Annotated in this window: 16 protein-coding genes and 1 tRNA gene; 9 read left to right on the top strand and 8 right to left on the bottom strand. The window is 39.2% G+C overall.

Annotated elements, in window-relative coordinates:
- Window positions 1-107: 107 nt before the first annotated feature.
- The gene (locus tag FKG96_RS23005; RefSeq protein WP_013668270.1) at window positions 108-326 is read left to right on the top strand and encodes a hypothetical protein; all 219 of its coding nucleotides are present in this window, start codon (window positions 108-110) and stop codon (window positions 324-326) included.
- Window positions 327-492: 166 nt separating this feature from the next.
- Here FKG96_RS23005 and FKG96_RS23000 read toward each other — a convergent pair whose 3' ends face one another.
- A complete protein-coding gene (locus FKG96_RS23000) occupies window positions 493-720 on the bottom strand; it encodes a hypothetical protein (RefSeq protein WP_149106223.1) in 228 nt (75 codons plus the stop codon).
- 236 nt (window positions 721-956) lie between these two features.
- On the opposite strand from FKG96_RS23000, the gene FKG96_RS22995 reads away from it, so the two are divergent.
- The gene (locus FKG96_RS22995) at window positions 957-1,943 is read left to right on the top strand and encodes a family 43 glycosylhydrolase (protein ID WP_165446995.1); all 987 of its coding nucleotides are present in this window, start codon (window positions 957-959) and stop codon (window positions 1,941-1,943) included.
- 371 nt (window positions 1,944-2,314) lie between these two features.
- On the opposite strand, the gene FKG96_RS22990 is transcribed toward FKG96_RS22995, so the two are convergent.
- Window positions 2,315-2,467 carry a lmo0937 family membrane protein gene (locus tag FKG96_RS22990; RefSeq protein WP_013668267.1) on the bottom strand — a complete coding sequence of 51 codons (153 nt, stop codon included), beginning with the start codon at window positions 2,465-2,467 and terminating at the stop codon, window positions 2,315-2,317.
- A gap of 199 nt (window positions 2,468-2,666) precedes the next feature.
- Here FKG96_RS22990 and FKG96_RS22985 point away from each other — a divergent pair, with 199 nt between their 5' ends.
- The 3 genes from FKG96_RS22985 (at window position 2,667) to FKG96_RS22975 (ending at window position 5,998) form a co-directional block, all read left to right on the top strand.
- Window positions 2,667-2,990 carry a hypothetical protein gene (locus FKG96_RS22985; RefSeq protein ID WP_130856537.1) on the top strand — a complete coding sequence of 108 codons (324 nt, stop codon included), beginning with the start codon at window positions 2,667-2,669 and terminating at the stop codon, window positions 2,988-2,990.
- A 257-nt stretch (window positions 2,991-3,247) separates the two neighbouring features.
- Window positions 3,248-3,799 carry a ferritin-like domain-containing protein gene (locus tag FKG96_RS22980; RefSeq protein WP_130856538.1) on the top strand — a complete coding sequence of 184 codons (552 nt, stop codon included), beginning with the start codon at window positions 3,248-3,250 and terminating at the stop codon, window positions 3,797-3,799.
- 12 nt (window positions 3,800-3,811) lie between these two features.
- Window positions 3,812-5,998, top strand: coding sequence for a catalase (locus FKG96_RS22975; RefSeq protein WP_149106222.1), 2,187 nt, complete (start codon window positions 3,812-3,814; stop codon window positions 5,996-5,998).
- A gap of 30 nt (window positions 5,999-6,028) precedes the next feature.
- Here FKG96_RS22975 and FKG96_RS22970 read toward each other — a convergent pair whose 3' ends face one another.
- The gene (locus tag FKG96_RS22970) at window positions 6,029-6,517 is read right to left on the bottom strand and encodes an ankyrin repeat domain-containing protein (protein ID WP_130856540.1); all 489 of its coding nucleotides are present in this window, start codon (window positions 6,515-6,517) and stop codon (window positions 6,029-6,031) included.
- A 96-nt stretch (window positions 6,518-6,613) separates the two neighbouring features.
- Window positions 6,614-6,826: an SGNH/GDSL hydrolase family protein gene (locus tag FKG96_RS27295; protein ID WP_165446996.1), complete on the bottom strand. Its 213-nt coding sequence runs from the start codon at window positions 6,824-6,826 to the stop codon at window positions 6,614-6,616.
- A 214-nt stretch (window positions 6,827-7,040) separates the two neighbouring features.
- Between FKG96_RS27295 and FKG96_RS22960 the strand changes: the two genes are divergently transcribed.
- A tRNA-Cys gene (locus FKG96_RS22960) sits at window positions 7,041-7,111 on the top strand.
- Window positions 7,112-7,534: 423 nt separating this feature from the next.
- Here the strand turns inward: FKG96_RS22960 and FKG96_RS22955 are convergent.
- The 3 genes from FKG96_RS22955 to FKG96_RS22945 all read right to left on the bottom strand — a co-directional run bounded on the left by FKG96_RS22955 (window position 7,535) and on the right by FKG96_RS22945 (window position 9,269).
- Window positions 7,535-7,885: a DUF2200 domain-containing protein gene (locus FKG96_RS22955; RefSeq protein WP_013668262.1), complete on the bottom strand. Its 351-nt coding sequence runs from the start codon at window positions 7,883-7,885 to the stop codon at window positions 7,535-7,537.
- 10 nt (window positions 7,886-7,895) lie between these two features.
- Entirely contained in the window at window positions 7,896-8,453 is a 558-nt protein-coding gene (locus tag FKG96_RS22950) for a dihydrofolate reductase family protein (RefSeq protein ID WP_130856541.1), read from the bottom strand.
- 231 nt (window positions 8,454-8,684) lie between these two features.
- The gene (locus FKG96_RS22945; RefSeq protein ID WP_130856542.1) at window positions 8,685-9,269 is read right to left on the bottom strand and encodes a bifunctional 2-polyprenyl-6-hydroxyphenol methylase/3-demethylubiquinol 3-O-methyltransferase UbiG; all 585 of its coding nucleotides are present in this window, start codon (window positions 9,267-9,269) and stop codon (window positions 8,685-8,687) included.
- 229 nt (window positions 9,270-9,498) lie between these two features.
- Here FKG96_RS22945 and FKG96_RS22940 point away from each other — a divergent pair, with 229 nt between their 5' ends.
- The 3 genes from FKG96_RS22940 to FKG96_RS22930 all read left to right on the top strand — a co-directional run bounded on the left by FKG96_RS22940 (window position 9,499) and on the right by FKG96_RS22930 (window position 13,310).
- Window positions 9,499-10,035 (top strand): DUF4168 domain-containing protein, encoded by a 537-nt coding sequence (locus FKG96_RS22940; RefSeq protein WP_013668259.1) that lies wholly within the window; start codon window positions 9,499-9,501, stop codon window positions 10,033-10,035.
- 401 nt (window positions 10,036-10,436) lie between these two features.
- The gene (locus FKG96_RS22935; protein WP_149106221.1) at window positions 10,437-12,899 is read left to right on the top strand and encodes a TonB-dependent receptor; all 2,463 of its coding nucleotides are present in this window, start codon (window positions 10,437-10,439) and stop codon (window positions 12,897-12,899) included.
- Between the two features lie 12 nt (window positions 12,900-12,911).
- A complete protein-coding gene (locus tag FKG96_RS22930; protein ID WP_149106220.1) occupies window positions 12,912-13,310 on the top strand; it encodes a hypothetical protein in 399 nt (132 codons plus the stop codon).
- 178 nt (window positions 13,311-13,488) lie between these two features.
- Here FKG96_RS22930 and FKG96_RS22925 read toward each other — a convergent pair whose 3' ends face one another.
- Window positions 13,489-14,214 carry a hypothetical protein gene (locus FKG96_RS22925; RefSeq protein WP_130856545.1) on the bottom strand — a complete coding sequence of 242 codons (726 nt, stop codon included), beginning with the start codon at window positions 14,212-14,214 and terminating at the stop codon, window positions 13,489-13,491.
- Window positions 14,215-14,311: the final 97 nt, after the last annotated feature.

The following is a 14,311-nucleotide window of genomic DNA, read 5'->3' as shown; positions in this document are numbered from 1 at the left end:
ATAAAGTGTTTATATTTGAAATGGACGCCGAAGCGAAATTATGTTGATTTATTTCAGATAGCTGAATCGTAATATAAAATCACTCATCGAAAATTTAATCGCAAGCTATGGAAACGTTGAAATTTATGACAGACATCAATTCACCTATGGAAATGGGCCGTATTAAGTCTATTCTTGATAAGTTTTCTGAAATCCGAGAATGGAAAATTGATTTTGACTCTATTTATAACCTATTGATAGTCCAGGCAATTAACTTAAAGGGTGCCGTGTTGGCTGAAGCGCTTCACCGAATGGGCTATAATGCCACTTTGCTATATGAGGAATAGCTTTTGTAAAGCTATTCCCGGCGTCTAGCTAAGCACAAATTTTTTATCCTTTAGTTGCATTAATAACGGAAATCCCCAGCTAATTTTATTGTAAATGATCGGTTGAGCGTGCTTGTATATTAGGCCATTATTGTAGCTCTAATGAGAAAAGCTGATTGATCGTGTTTTATAATCGATCCTTCATCATTAGTTTATCAATGTTAAGCTCGCTTATATGGAGTTTGCCGATTTTTCCGGTTTTAATTCGCAACAGGCCTATAGCTATTGCTCCTATTGCAAGCGCCCCAATAGCCATTGCCCCGATAGCGATTGCGCCAAGGGCAACACGACTAGCCGCGGCCTGTCCAACGATATTGTTTTTAGCGGTGTTTTCCAAAAAAAGTTTCCTTTTCATCCTCGTACTTTCTTTTGATTTATTGATTTTTTCTATCTCCTTGATCTAGCAACAACATTTTAAAGAAAGATAAGTTTAACAGGTTTTGTATTAAGCAAATTTGTGCGTTTCACTTGGGATTAACTTATCAAATGAGTCAAATCGCAGTTATTTTGATACATTATAGTTGTTTTAAACTCCATAAAATTTTGTTATTTAGCTTTCGATGCTAATCATAGATCATTCAGACCACTAATATGAGACAGGAAATGCGCTTACCCCTTATCGTTACAGGCTTCTTCTTTATCCTTCTTTGGTTCGGAAACTTATATGCTCAGGAGAAGCCCGAAATGTACTTTACTGATCGATCGTCGGGAAAACCCATTGCTAAAGATCCTAAAGTAATATATTTTAATGATGCATATTGGATGTATTATTCCATTCCTGGCAAAGAGGGGAAGGGTTGGCATATTGGTATTGCAAAAAGCAATAATTTGATCGATTGGGAGAAAGTTGGAACATTGAATAAAATGTCGACTTATGAGCAAAATGGCTTATGTGCTCCCGGTGCCTTGGTACGTGGTGACACCATTCACCTTTTTTATCAAACATATGGCAATGGTCCTAAAGACGCCATCTGCCACGCCTATTCCACTGACGGAATTCATTTTACTAGAAATAACAGTAATCCAATTTTTAGACCTACAGGTGATTGGAATAATGGTCGCGCAATCGATGCAGAAGTTTGTTTTTTTCAAGAGCAATATTTTCTCTTTTTTGCTACACGAGACCCTAAAGGTGAAATACAGATGCAGGGAGTTGCTGTTGCTCCTAAGGGCACTGATTTCAGCAAAGCGCATTGGAAACTAGCTCATGATGGTCCTATTTTAAAGCCCGAGCTGCCTTGGGAAGGTAGCTGTATTGAAGCTGCTTCTGTGATCGAAAAGGACAATACCTTATATATGTTCTATGCAGGAAGTTATAACAATGATCCACAACAAATTGGATTGGCAAAAAGTGAAGATGGAGTCCATTGGAAACGTGTAGTACAGGAACCTTTTTTGGCAAATGGCAAGGCCGGAACCTGGAATCAAAGTGAGTCCGGCCACCCGGATATCTTTAAAACAAAAAATGGAAAATACTATTTGTTTTTTCAAGGAAATAACACCGGAGATGGGCTGTCCTGGTATCTTTCGAACATACAATTAAAATGGACGGAGGCATTGCCGAAAATTCATAATTAAACCACACAGCAGGTTCCAACCATTCAATAGGCAGATGGCTCTTTAGAGATATATTACGCCTCGTCCAAAATAAGGCGATGTCCTTTCGGATGTGAAACTATCGAACGACCATAGGGGTAACGAACTTCTTTGTGCTCATTTTCTATTTGTTTTTAAATGATTGTACAAAGGTGGTTGGTTAGGATTGATACATTTAGCTCAATTAACGATAGTTGTAGGTAAACGGAGAATCTTTCTTTGTTAAGTGGTGGGTTAGTCGTTGAGCTCGTTCATCAGTATGTTTTTTAATAGAATGGATTGAACAATCCATATATGAAAGTAGCTTGAAGCTAATAAGCTCCAAGCTAATCTTCTGCAAAAAGAAAAATCGTTTATGCAGCGCCTCTTATTACTCTCAGTAGTATAGCAATAATAGCAATAACCAACAATACGTGAATAATTCCTCCCTGAGCGTAACCGCCAAAAAAGCTAATTGCCCAAATAATAACGAGCACAACGGCTACAATATAAAGTAAATTTCCCATAGGTTTTTAAATTTTAATTTAAATAAGATGTTATCTAATAAATAAGCAATTGACCAAAATTGTTTTAAAAAAAAATAGAAATGTATTCTTGCAGGGCGTACTTGAATGACTAGGCGATGCCGCTATCAGCCAAGCTTCCGAAATCGCACTTCGCTAAACACTTTAACTCCCTAATTGTTAGCAAAGAAAAGAACTTATTATGGCTGATAATAAAAACGAGTCATACCTTCCTGTGCCTTGGGAATATCGCGAGGTAGTAGAAGAAGAGATCAGTAAAAGAAGTAGGGGTAAAATTTTCTTTTTCGACGCAAACAATCAAGTTGCTGAAGCAAAGGGGAGTGTCACTCGCATAGAAGAGAAGAAAAGCGAAGGCGTTTTTGTGGTTTTGGATACAGGGAGTGAAATACGCATAGATAGAATAATAACGCTGTTTGGTAAAATCGGGGCTGCTTACAATGAATATGATGCATATGCCAATGCCTGCCTGGATTGTTTGGGTGGATATGAAAAGGAAGATCTATAGAAGAGGATAGACTATCGTCAAAGACTTGCTCCTGAAAATGGAGAGAAAATTTAGACAGTGCTATGTGAGGAAGGTATAAACGGATCAACGATGTTCTCCGTTTAAGTAATCCATTTGAATTAAGTCAAACTTCAATCTGACGCAGACTTATTAATTGTTACAAACAATTCGCGTAAAGACGAAGTTTTATAATAGATCCAGATAACGAGTAAATCTATCTACAGCAACAGTAAAAATAAACCAATAAAATCATCACTATGAAAAATGAAACAGGCACAGAGCCTAAATTTAAAACAAAAACTTCTGTAACAGCAGAGCCCGCGTTAAGGGCCTTGTTCCTGGACGGTATCATGGATATCTACTGGGCAGAGAACCATTTGGTCAAAAATCTTCCTAAAATGGTTAAGGAGGCTACTTCTCCAAAACTTGCTACGGCAATTCAAAATCACTTAAAAGAGACGATAGGACACGTCGCTAGGCTCGAGCAGGTGTTTAGTTTACTTGGCGAAAAAGCAATTGCTAAAAAATGTGATGCTATGGAAGGGTTAACCAAGGAAGGAGAAAGCATTATCGAAAGCACCGAGGCACAAACCGCGACGCGAGATGTAGGCATCATTTTGGCCGCACAAAAAGTCGAGCACTACGAAATTGCCAGCTACGGGGGGCTTCAGCAGCTCGCTGTTACTTTGGGTTTAAATGAAGTTGCAAATCTCTTAGAGCAAACCCTCATCGAAGAAAAGACTGCTGATCAATTATTAACTGACGTGGCTGAAAATGATATAAATTATCAAGCCGCGGAGGAAGCTTAAAGAACAAAACAAATGGCTAAACAAAAAATAAAACAATCAAAAGATCAACCTGTGAATAAGAAGATCGAGGAATTAGAGCCAGATAAGGAACAGAGTACCGGTCAATTCCTGACTACTAATCAGGGTGTAAAAGTTAATGATGATCAAAATTCGCTGAAGGGAGGTGAACGCGGTGCGACACTTTTGGAGGATTTTATACTACGCGAAAAGATCACGCATTTTGACCATGAGCGCATACCCGAACGTATTGTGCACGCCCGTGGTTCCGGTGCTCATGGAGTATTTAAACTATATGAGCCCTTGGATAAATACACCAAGGCACATTTTTTAAATGATATGACAGCAGAGACACCTGTATTTGTCCGTTTTTCAACAGTGGCAGGGTCTAGGGGATCAACCGACTTAGCTAGGGATGTCCGAGGATTCGCTGTAAAGTTTTATACACAAGAGGGAATTTTCGACTTGGTCGGCAATAATATGCCCGTGTTCTTTATACAGGATGCTATTAAGTTCCCTGATCTAGTTCATGCCGTAAAACCGGAGCCGGATAATGAGATTCCACAGGCGGCTTCTGCACATGACACGTTCTGGGATTTTATCTCCCTAATGCCTGAATCGGCCCATATGATTATGTGGCTCATGAGCGACCGGGCGATTCCGCGCAGCTATCGGATGATGGAAGGTTTCGGTGTTCATACCTTCCGTTTTATAAACGAAAAGGGAGAGGCCAGCTTTGTAAAGTTTCACTGGAAACCATTGTTAGGAGTCCATTCAGTGGCATGGGATGAAGCACAGAATATTTCGGGTAAAGATCCTGATTTTCATAGACGGGATTTATGGGAAGCGATAGAAAGTGGGGCCTTCCCCGAATGGGAACTGGGCGTACAAATTGTGCCGGAGGCAGACGAATTCAAGTTCGATTTTGATCTTTTAGATGCTACCAAGATTATTCCGGAGGAGTTGGTGCCTGTAAAGCGTATTGGAAAGATGACATTGAACCGTAATCCGGATAATTTTTTTGCCGAAACGGAGCAAGCTGCTTTTCATGTAGGTCATATTGTACCTGGGATTGATTTTACTAATGATCCTTTACTCCAAGGACGATTGTTCTCTTACACAGATACACAATTGATTCGTTTAGGTGGTCCCAATTTTCATGAAATTCCCATCAATAGATCGATCGTACCCATCCATAACAACCAGCGGGATGGTTATATGCGACAGCAGATAAACAAAGGCAAATCCAGTTATAATCCGAATTCATTAGGTAACGGAGATCCTATACAAGCGAAAGCTTCTGAAGGCGGGTTTGCAAGTTATCAGGAACGTATTGATGCAAAAAAAGTACGTGCACGGAGCAAGAGTTTTTTCGATCATTTTAGTCAGGCGCGTTTGTTTTTTAATAGCCAGTCCGACCCGGAGAAAAATCACCTGATTGATGCTTTCTCCTTCGAACTTGGTAAAGTCAAAACCGTTGCCGTAAGGCAACGGATGATTGGTATTTTGTCCCTAATCGATAAAGGGCTTGCTTCAGAAGTGGCCTACGCGCTTGGCTTAAAAGTACCTCAAAAGCCAGAGCAACCTATCAATCATAGTATTCCTGCCGATGGTAACGCCGCTGATTATCAACCGACGCAGGTAGAATCTTCACTGGCTCGTTCAGAAGCGTTGAGTATGAAAAATACAGTTAAAGATCGCATTATTTCAAGGAAGATCGCTTTTCTAGTAGCTGATGGAGTAAATGCGCAATCTGTAAACAACATGAAAACTGCTCTAGTCTCTGAAGGAGCTGTAGTGCATATCATTGCGCCGAGACTTAATGCAGTCGTCAGTATGGACGGAGAGGAGGTGCCAGTTGATGAAAGCTTTTTAACAGCAGCCTCTGTTTTGTATGATGCCGTTTATGTGCCTGGAGGTACAAACAGCGTTGCAACGCTTGAAGCCGAGGCAAATGCCGTTCACTTTTTAAATGAAGCCTTCAAACATTGCAAAGCCATTGCGGCTGATGAACAAGCTATACAGGTGCTCGAAGCAACCTACTTTGCGAATAAATTACCCGCTGATTTTTCTGAAGAGACGATATTGGCCGAAGGTGTTGCAGTAAGCTCCGACCAGAAAAAATTAGCGCGGCTGTTTATAAAGGCCATTGCTTTACATCGATTTTGGGAACGGGAGAAACCACGGCAGGTGCCTGCGTAAGATAGATAAAGCCATCTTATAGGGATGGCTTTATTCAGTAATATATTTTTCAATTATTGTAATGGCCTCTTCGTTGCCCTGTTGAGCAGCTAGATCAAGTACGGTTAATCCTCTTTTTTCGAGAATCGTCACGTCGGCCCCATGATTAAGTAATAATTCAACCAAATTATTTCTCCCGAATAGGGCAGCAAACATGATAGCCGTCCCACCATTTCCATGTTGTATGTTTAAATCTGCGCCATGGCTAATTAAGAGCTCGGCAATATCGGGATACCCTTTAAAAGCAACGCCCATCAGAGCGGTATTGCCACCAAAATCTTGGGCGTTAACGTCTACACCTGCTTCAAGTAGCAGCTTTGCAGCCGCATATCGGTTATTATAACATGCAATAATGAGTGGTGTGTAACCTCTTTCGTCCCGCTCATCCAGGTTTGCTCTCTCGGTGATATATGCTTGTAGCTGCTGTAAGTCGCCTATTCTTGCTGCGTTGATTAGGCTATTTATTTCCTCCTTGTTCATGAATTAACCAATTGATTTAATACTTGCACGATTGAGTGGTAAACCGTCGACCTTACAGTGGATAACGCATACTTTGCTGAAATGTTTGGTATCACGTTATTTGTTAATCGCCTGCTCAAGTACCTTATTAATTGTTTCTGAAATTCTCGTGAACCTCAAATCTGTTAAATGTTGTACCATCATTGTTGCTTCGTGATCGTTACCGATTAACTGCTTAGCTGTTATAAAAAAAATGTCTTTATTTTTTTCGTTTTTTAAAGCTGATAAATTCGAAATACTTTCATTTTGCCGTGTTACATTATTGCCCACCTGCCCAAAATACCCGTTTTCCCTAATTATACTTTAGATCAGCACACCACCCATTTATTCAAATCAATACCGGGCTTCTTCTTTCATAGTTTTAAAAAATCAACACCTTTTGACAAAACAGAAAAAGATATCAGTCACATAAATATACATTTTTCTGTGATTGTTTTGTGTCGAGTAAAGATGACAGACATTACTAAATTTGTTCTATAAACAAGGTCGGATGGCCGAGCGGTTAGGCAGAGCTCCGCAAGAGATCCCAGAGTGGTTCGAATCCACTTCCGACCTCAAGTCAGAAAAATACTTCTATGTACTTTCTCTACTAGTTGGAGTTCACCTGAATTAATTAAACCGCCCTTGATCACATCATAAAGGACGGTTTTTTTACATCGATTCTTATGGCAATTTAATATGTGAAGGCTAGCTTTGATATTCCACGTGTTCAGTGGTACAGGTAAATTTTTTTCATTCTGTTTGGCCGTCCTTTTTTGAGATTTAAGGACGGCTTTTCTTATTTCACCCTAATCTGTCACAACGATATTTGAAGAACAATTCATTATAAGTTCATTTGAGCTGCCTCTTTATTTTTTGAAGAGGTGGCTTTTTTTTCTTATACGGTATTAATTTCAGAAGCCTACCTTTATCGGTAGCAAGTAATATGATAATTAATGTGTTAGACTACCGCTCAAATTTTGAGCGGTGGTTTTTTCTTTATTTTCTTAAAATCTTTTCCATCGTCTTGCCTTTAGCCAGTTCATCCACCAATTTATCCAAATAGCGAATCTTCTGCATGAGTTTGTCTTCAATTTCTTCCACGCGATATCCACAGATAACACCTGTGATTTTTGAAACGTTCGGATTTATTTGTGGCGCTTGAGCAAAAAAAGTTTCAAAATTTGTTTTATCGTCGAGGTGTTGTTGCAGCGCGTCTTCATCATATCCGGTCAGCCAGTATATTATTTCGTCAACTTCCGCTTTCGTACGGCCCTTTTTTTCCGCCTTTTGTATATAATGGGGATATACGCCGGCAAAAGACATTTTGTAAACTCTTGTATTATCCATTTTTTTCAAGTTATTGCTCAGGGGCACTTGTGTACTTTAATACTACACCGCCCGTCAAGAGCTGTTGTGTTGAAACGAGCGATAAATTTTTTGACGAAATTCCTTGTTTGAAAAGAGGTCTTCCGCTTCCTAAAATTATAGGTGCAATACCAATACGGTATTCGTCAAATAAATTGTCATTTATAAAAGTTTCTGAGAGATTAGCGCTACCAAATACATATAGATCCTTAGCACTTTGCGTTTTGAGTTTGCTAATTTCTGCCGAAGCATTACCGCTGATTAATTTGGAGTTATTCCATGTTGCCGTTTTCAATGTTGTCGAGAAAACAATCTTCGGTATACTGTTCATAAGGTCGGCAATTTCCCCTTTAGCTTTCGTCCAGTGAGCGGCCATACCCTCATATGTTATCCGCCCAAAAATAAGATAATCCGCTGCGCGCAACTGTTCGAGGCTTAATTTTTCAAGTTCTTGCCCCCATACACTGTTATGAAAACTTAGGTCCCAATGTTGGCTACCTTCAAAGTAACCGTCGAGGGTGATGATGTTCCACATTATTAACTTGGTCATTTTTTTATTTTTTAGATCAAAATTGGTTCTGCTTATTGTGTTTTTACAGTGATTTACTTACTTCAAATATACAGAACAGCAAAATGGATACAAAGATAGGAGTATAACTTATTCACATGCATTACACGTTTTAAAGAAAGGTGAAATGCAAGAAGCAGATTTGAATAAGCTTGTGGAAGTAAAAGTAGGTGAAATAAATATGATAAATCTATAAATATAAAGCAATTAACCTTATCGGACTTTGACAGCATGATAGTAATGATTTTCACCATCGTCTTCAAATTCTTCTATCAAGGACAATCCAACAGCCGATAGTATTTCTTTGTATTTTTTCGTGCCAAGCGATCTTGATTGTTGTCCGGTAAGGATATCCGTCCATTCGCTTATTGAAGATGGGGCCGTGAATAACAATTTACCGCCAATCCGCAGTACTTCGGCCATCTTCCGTATCACCATGGCTTGGTTATCCTTGGGTAATAAAAATAATAACCCCCATGCGATAATGGCATCGAAACTACGGTTAAAGAATAATGAATCTTCTACCTGTTCACAGGCAATAGGGCAATGTGGGAAGTTTTTCCGAAAAGCTTGAGCTAATGTAGGTGATGCGTCCACTCCGTAAACCGACATGCCTTCATCTATCAAAACTTTCGTAATCGGAATGCCCGTTCCACAACCGAGATCTAATATAACTGTACCTTTAGGAAGTGTTTGTGCCCACATGCTGACGGAAGATGCACCGATTCCGTCAACAATTTGCCCACGAACTTCACTAAAGGTCTTCGCAACTTTTTCATAACCATTTGATTTGTCCATTTTTATTTCTTGGGTGTGAAGTTATGCCATTTATAGCCCTGTAATAAAAATAAAGAAAATATCAATCAAATTGAGCAATGAAACATCCTTTTAAATTAGCGCTTTTAAAAGAATAGCCAGATCATTGTTCATAAATCTTAACGGGTTGGGCAATCTTAATTAAGCCAATGGGCAATAATATCATGTCATTACGTTATAATAATAAGTACATCTATTAAAATACAAAAAAATGAAAGCATTTAACAGAATTAGAAGAAGGTATAATACAGCTTTGGGTGCATTTGCATTGCTATTAATTGTTTTGAGCAGTTCAGTCGTATATGGTCAAGCACCCGTCCAAACGCAAACACCACAGGTAAAAGAAGATTTTAATGAGCAGGAGTTGGATCGTTTCCTCAATGCCAATCAAAAGATAACCGCGATTCAGACAGAAGCACAAGGCGAGATGGTGAAAATTATAGAGAAGGAAGGAATGTCGGTAGATAAATTCAATGCCATGGCAGAAGCGCAACAAAAGCAGGACAGCACCGCTGCGAAGCAAGATCCGAAGGATCTGGCTGTATTCCAAAAGGCGGCAGAACAAATAAATGGCATGCAGCAGGGGTTGGAAGGAAAGATGACCAAGGCGGTCGAAGAAGAAGGCTTAAAGGTCGAGACCTATTTGCAGATTGCACAAGCCTATCAACAAAGTGAGAAAGTCAGGGGGATATTAGATAAGAAGATGAAAGAAAAACAGAACTCCGTACCCAGAGCGGAGCAGAAATGAGAAATCTGCCACCTTATAAGATAGAACGATTTATCTTATTTGAAGAAAATGTAAAAAGGCTTGTGTTCAACAAGCCTTTTTACATTTTTACCTATTTGTCTAACAAATTAAAAGCCTCAGTGTGATCTCTTCGCTTACCTTCTTGTTCCGGTAGTGTAGAAACTGCCTTAGTTAAGTACCAAGGTATTTGGTGTCAATACCGCCTTTCTGTACAGCCTTTTAAACCTTCACATCCTCGATGCCATTTAGCTGTACTGTATCAGTGCAAGGCGTGAATTCAGATCGGTTAAGTTTTCCTAATGCAATCCATCGTAAAGCGTAAAGAAACGGTGTCAAAATAATTTGTGGGAGTCAGAATTAATCTATTCTTTTGTATTTGGAATTAATCTAAATAAACAGTAATGAAAATAACACTACACGTTCAGTTATTCGTAACCCTTATACTGACAAGTCTGGCTGTCTTTGCGCAGCAAAACGGCGTTGTTCGCGGAACAGTTTTAACATCAGACGGAAATCCGGCACCGTATGTATCTGTTGTATTAACTGGTACTGGCCAAGGGGCCGTAACCAATACCGGGGGAGAATATAAAATCAGTAATGTAAAACCGGGAAATTATATCCTGAAAGCCACCGCAATTGGAGCAAATAGTGAAACACAATCCGTTGCGGTGAAGCTGGGAGAGACCGTTACCGCCAACTTTAATATTACTTATAATTCAGCACAACTACAGGAGGTTAATATAAAAGCAGGTCATACCAATAAGTTTGCTGTTAAAAAGACAGATGCGTCAGCAAAAATGCCGCTGCGAAATCTGGAAAATCCACAGAATATTTCCATTATTTCAGGGGATTTACTTGCCGAACAACAACTATTTAGGGTGGAGGACGCCCTAAAAAATGCCCCCGGCGTCCATAAAATGTGGGATGCAGTAGGGCGAGCCGGAATTGGAGGTCCAATTTTTAGCCAACGAGGATTCATAACGAATATAAAAGCTCGCAATGGCATATCGGGAAATGTTGCTTCAAGCATTGATGCGGTGAATATCGAACGCATCGAAGTCATCAAAGGCCCATCAGCCACCTTATTTGGTAATACAATTACTTCTTATGGCGGATTGATTAACAGAGTCATGAAAACACCGTATGATAGTTTGGGAGGCAGGATAGATTACAGTACAGGAAGCTTCGGGCTCAATAGAATATCCGCAGATGTCAATACCCCCTTGAATGCCGATAAATCTGTATTGGTTAGGGTAAATTCAGCTTATACAACACAACATTCTTTCCGTGATGCAGGCTTTAGTAAAAGCTTTGCTTTCGCTCCTAGTTTAAGTTATAAGGTAAACGATAAGCTGAACTTTAATTTAGACGCAGAAATCTTTTCAGGGAAAGCCAACGACTTTATGGGCGTTTTTTTCTATGGCAATACCGTGGCTAACTTAGGTACGGACCGGATCGATGAGATTAACATCGATTATGACAAAGCATTTATCAATAATAGTTTATATAACAAATCCGAAAATATCAATTTATTCGGTGCGATGAACTATCAAATCAATAACGACTGGAAATTACAAACAAATGTATCGGTAACCAACAGCTCTTCGGAGGGTCGAACACCTTATTTAATGCTCGTTCCTAACGCTTTGTTGGGGATCGCTACTCCTGGAGCGGACAACCTGGCACGAATGGTGTGGTCGCCGAATGGAAGCGATCATGCAATAGAAATACAGCCTTTGTTGCAAGGTGATTTCAAAATAGGGGGGATGAGAAATAGGCTGACTGTGGGACTGGATTATTTTAAGTATAAGAGTAATATTTCTTATGAGCGTTTTATCAATGTATTCGGCGGTCAACAGACACCTGATTTCTTTGATCTCGTGCCTGCTACAGGACCGGCACCAAACTACAACGACTTTAACGAGGATAAAGTTTCAACCTTATACGGAACTAAACCTTTATTAAACTACGAACCAAACTCAAACACCAATACCTACAGTGCCTTTATGTTTGATGCACTCAATATTACGGACAAACTGATTGCATTAGCAGGAATCAGGATTGACCGTTTCTTTAATAGGGGCATTTATAATGCGACCACTGATATCACTTCTGATAATTACGCTCAAACGGCATTCTCGCCAAAGTTCGGTTTGATTTATCAGGTTGTAAAAGATCAAGTATCGGTTTTCGGTAATTACCAGAACGGTTTTACAAATAAAACGGGCGTTGACTATGAAGGTAAAAGCTTTAAGCCGGAAGAGGCCAATCAGCTAGAGGGTGGCGTAAAACTGGACGCATTTGGTGGAAAATTATCAGGTACTTTTAGCTATTACAATATCAAAGTGAAGGATATCGTTCGCCCCTACGCGCAAATACCAAATCAAAACATTCAGGATGGCACCCAATTAAGTAAGGGTTTTGAAGCCGAGATTGTAGCCAATCCAATTAACGGACTTAATATTATCGCCGGTTATGCCTATAACGACAGTAAATATGAAAAAATTGATGCAGATGGTGCCAGTGGCGGCTTAAACGGTCTGCGACCCGAAACTTCAGGCCCCACCCACTTAAGTAATCTATATATAAGTTACCGTATTCCTTTCGGGTTAGCAGAAGGGTTGGGCATTAGCTTTGGTGGTAACTACGCCAGTAAAAACTACTTGGTCAATTCAGTTGCAGCTGGAAAAATCTATGCACCCGCTTACATTGTTATCAATTCATCCATATTTTACGACCTAAAGAAATTTAGAATTACCTTCTCAGCCAACAATATTGGAAATGAGAAATATTGGACAGGTTATTCCACATTCAATTCACAAGCACCGCGTAACTTCATTGTGGGCGCCGGGTTAAAATTTTAAAAAATGGAAATTATGAACATCCAGCATAGAATCGCCTTTATCTGGCTTATGATCGCACTTTGTTATCTGTTTCACAGCAGTTACCACTTTAGCCAGGCCGTATTTGGTATGGACATAAAAATACCTGGCGCTACGGGTAAAGTTCCGGTAAGTATGCACCTGATGCGATTTGTACTTGAAGTGTTCAGTATGTTGTTAGCCTTATTAACACTCTATATTAAAAAGAAAGGTTTCATATTGTTCCTTTTTACCTGGGCGATTATGCTACTCCTTTTAAATGTGTTTCATTTAGGAGAAACAATCTACAAAGAATCAGATAATATCTCACAAGTCGGTTTGCTCAGTTTTGTAGTTGTAGCTAATTTCTTTTTAGTGCTTGACGTTAGAAAGTGGAAGGCAGTGATGTCTTAAATGTTCCTATTGTGGAGTGAATAAGATCCGTTTTCGAAAGTGACTTGTTACGATTGTAAACCCTATTAAAATAGGCCCCTAAAAGAAGATATCTCTTGCAATTACATAGGAGATATCTTCTTTACAACGCTTATTTGCTTTTCTATAAATCAAAAAAATCAGTTAGATTAATGTTAAATTATTTACTTTTCTTAAAGTCCTCATACGACTGTTTGATGTAATCGTACAGTTCGTAATTCGTCCATTTTTTAATGTCCTCTATAGTTGGTCTGTACGCAGCTTTAAATGCGTTGATTTCGTAATCGTTAATGGCGACTACCTGCTTGATCGTCTGTGTATTGAATTTAGCATCAACTTCCTCAAGTTCAATCTGTTGGTTAATATATTTATTGAATCTCCTCACTTTTTCGCCGTCCTTACCGAGTAGCTCACGAAAAAAAGTTATTGGACTCCCTCCAAAAGGTGATAGCAACGTTATCGGCGGTTTTCCGCCGAAGTAAATGTTGTTTTGTTTGTTGTAATCAACTGCAGTCTTTTTCAAAAAGGTTTTATTGTTAATAGCTGCGTTTATATCAACTTCTTCCAAAAGAATAGTATTGTCTAAATACACGGTCATATGATCATGACTACTTATTATGACATACTTTTTGGAAAAGCCTCGGAGGTATACTTCCAACGAGTCGCCAATCTGGGCATCGATATAAAAATTGCCCAGATTATCAGGTCTAGTAGAAATCTTTTTCTTCATGTTCCTTATATCCGCTTCTGTTACTTTTATCTGATAACCACTGCTCTTGACCCCATTTATCACAATCGTACCACTTATTTTTTGCATCTGACCATACAGACCACCTGCCGTCAAAGATAGAATTATAAGAATTAGAAAGGACCGATAACTAGTCATAGGCTCTAAATTAGCAATAAAGAAGCTTGTAGTCGAAAGGCTTAACATCATTTAACGAAATCAGAGTATAAATCGGTTCTTACAAGGCCAAAAATAT

It is taken from the genome of Olivibacter sp. LS-1, from assembly GCF_008245145.1.
Classification (GTDB): Bacteria; Bacteroidota; Bacteroidia; order Sphingobacteriales; family Sphingobacteriaceae; genus Olivibacter; species Olivibacter oleidegradans.
The sequence above is the reverse complement of the archived record's forward strand: the minus strand, read 5'-3'. Positions and strand labels throughout refer to the sequence as shown.

Coding starts and splice junctions, on each gene's coding strand:
- FKG96_RS22990 (WP_013668267.1), bottom strand. CDS start 2,467: ATGGGAAATTTACTTTATATTGTAGCCGTTGTGCTCGTTATTATTTGG.
- FKG96_RS22950 (WP_130856541.1), bottom strand. CDS start 8,453: ATGACCAAGTTAATAATGTGGAACATCATCACCCTCGACGGTTACTTT.
- FKG96_RS22940 (WP_013668259.1), top strand. CDS start 9,499: ATGAAAGCATTTAACAGAATTAGAAGAAGGTATAATACAGCTTTGGGT.
- FKG96_RS22955 (WP_013668262.1), bottom strand. CDS start 7,885: ATGGATAATACAAGAGTTTACAAAATGTCTTTTGCCGGCGTATATCCC.
- FKG96_RS22985 (WP_130856537.1), top strand. CDS start 2,667: ATGGCTGATAATAAAAACGAGTCATACCTTCCTGTGCCTTGGGAATAT.
- FKG96_RS22975 (WP_149106222.1), top strand. CDS start 3,812: ATGGCTAAACAAAAAATAAAACAATCAAAAGATCAACCTGTGAATAAG.
- FKG96_RS23000 (WP_149106223.1), bottom strand. CDS start 720: ATGAAAAGGAAACTTTTTTTGGAAAACACCGCTAAAAACAATATCGTT.
- FKG96_RS22930 (WP_149106220.1), top strand. CDS start 12,912: ATGAACATCCAGCATAGAATCGCCTTTATCTGGCTTATGATCGCACTT.
- FKG96_RS22980 (WP_130856538.1), top strand. CDS start 3,248: ATGAAAAATGAAACAGGCACAGAGCCTAAATTTAAAACAAAAACTTCT.
- FKG96_RS22925 (WP_130856545.1), bottom strand. CDS start 14,214: ATGACTAGTTATCGGTCCTTTCTAATTCTTATAATTCTATCTTTGACG.
- FKG96_RS22970 (WP_130856540.1), bottom strand. CDS start 6,517: ATGAACAAGGAGGAAATAAATAGCCTAATCAACGCAGCAAGAATAGGC.
- FKG96_RS22945 (WP_130856542.1), bottom strand. CDS start 9,269: ATGGACAAATCAAATGGTTATGAAAAAGTTGCGAAGACCTTTAGTGAA.
- FKG96_RS22995 (WP_165446995.1), top strand. CDS start 957: ATGAGACAGGAAATGCGCTTACCCCTTATCGTTACAGGCTTCTTCTTT.
- FKG96_RS22935 (WP_149106221.1), top strand. CDS start 10,437: ATGAAAATAACACTACACGTTCAGTTATTCGTAACCCTTATACTGACA.
- FKG96_RS23005 (WP_013668270.1), top strand. CDS start 108: ATGGAAACGTTGAAATTTATGACAGACATCAATTCACCTATGGAAATG.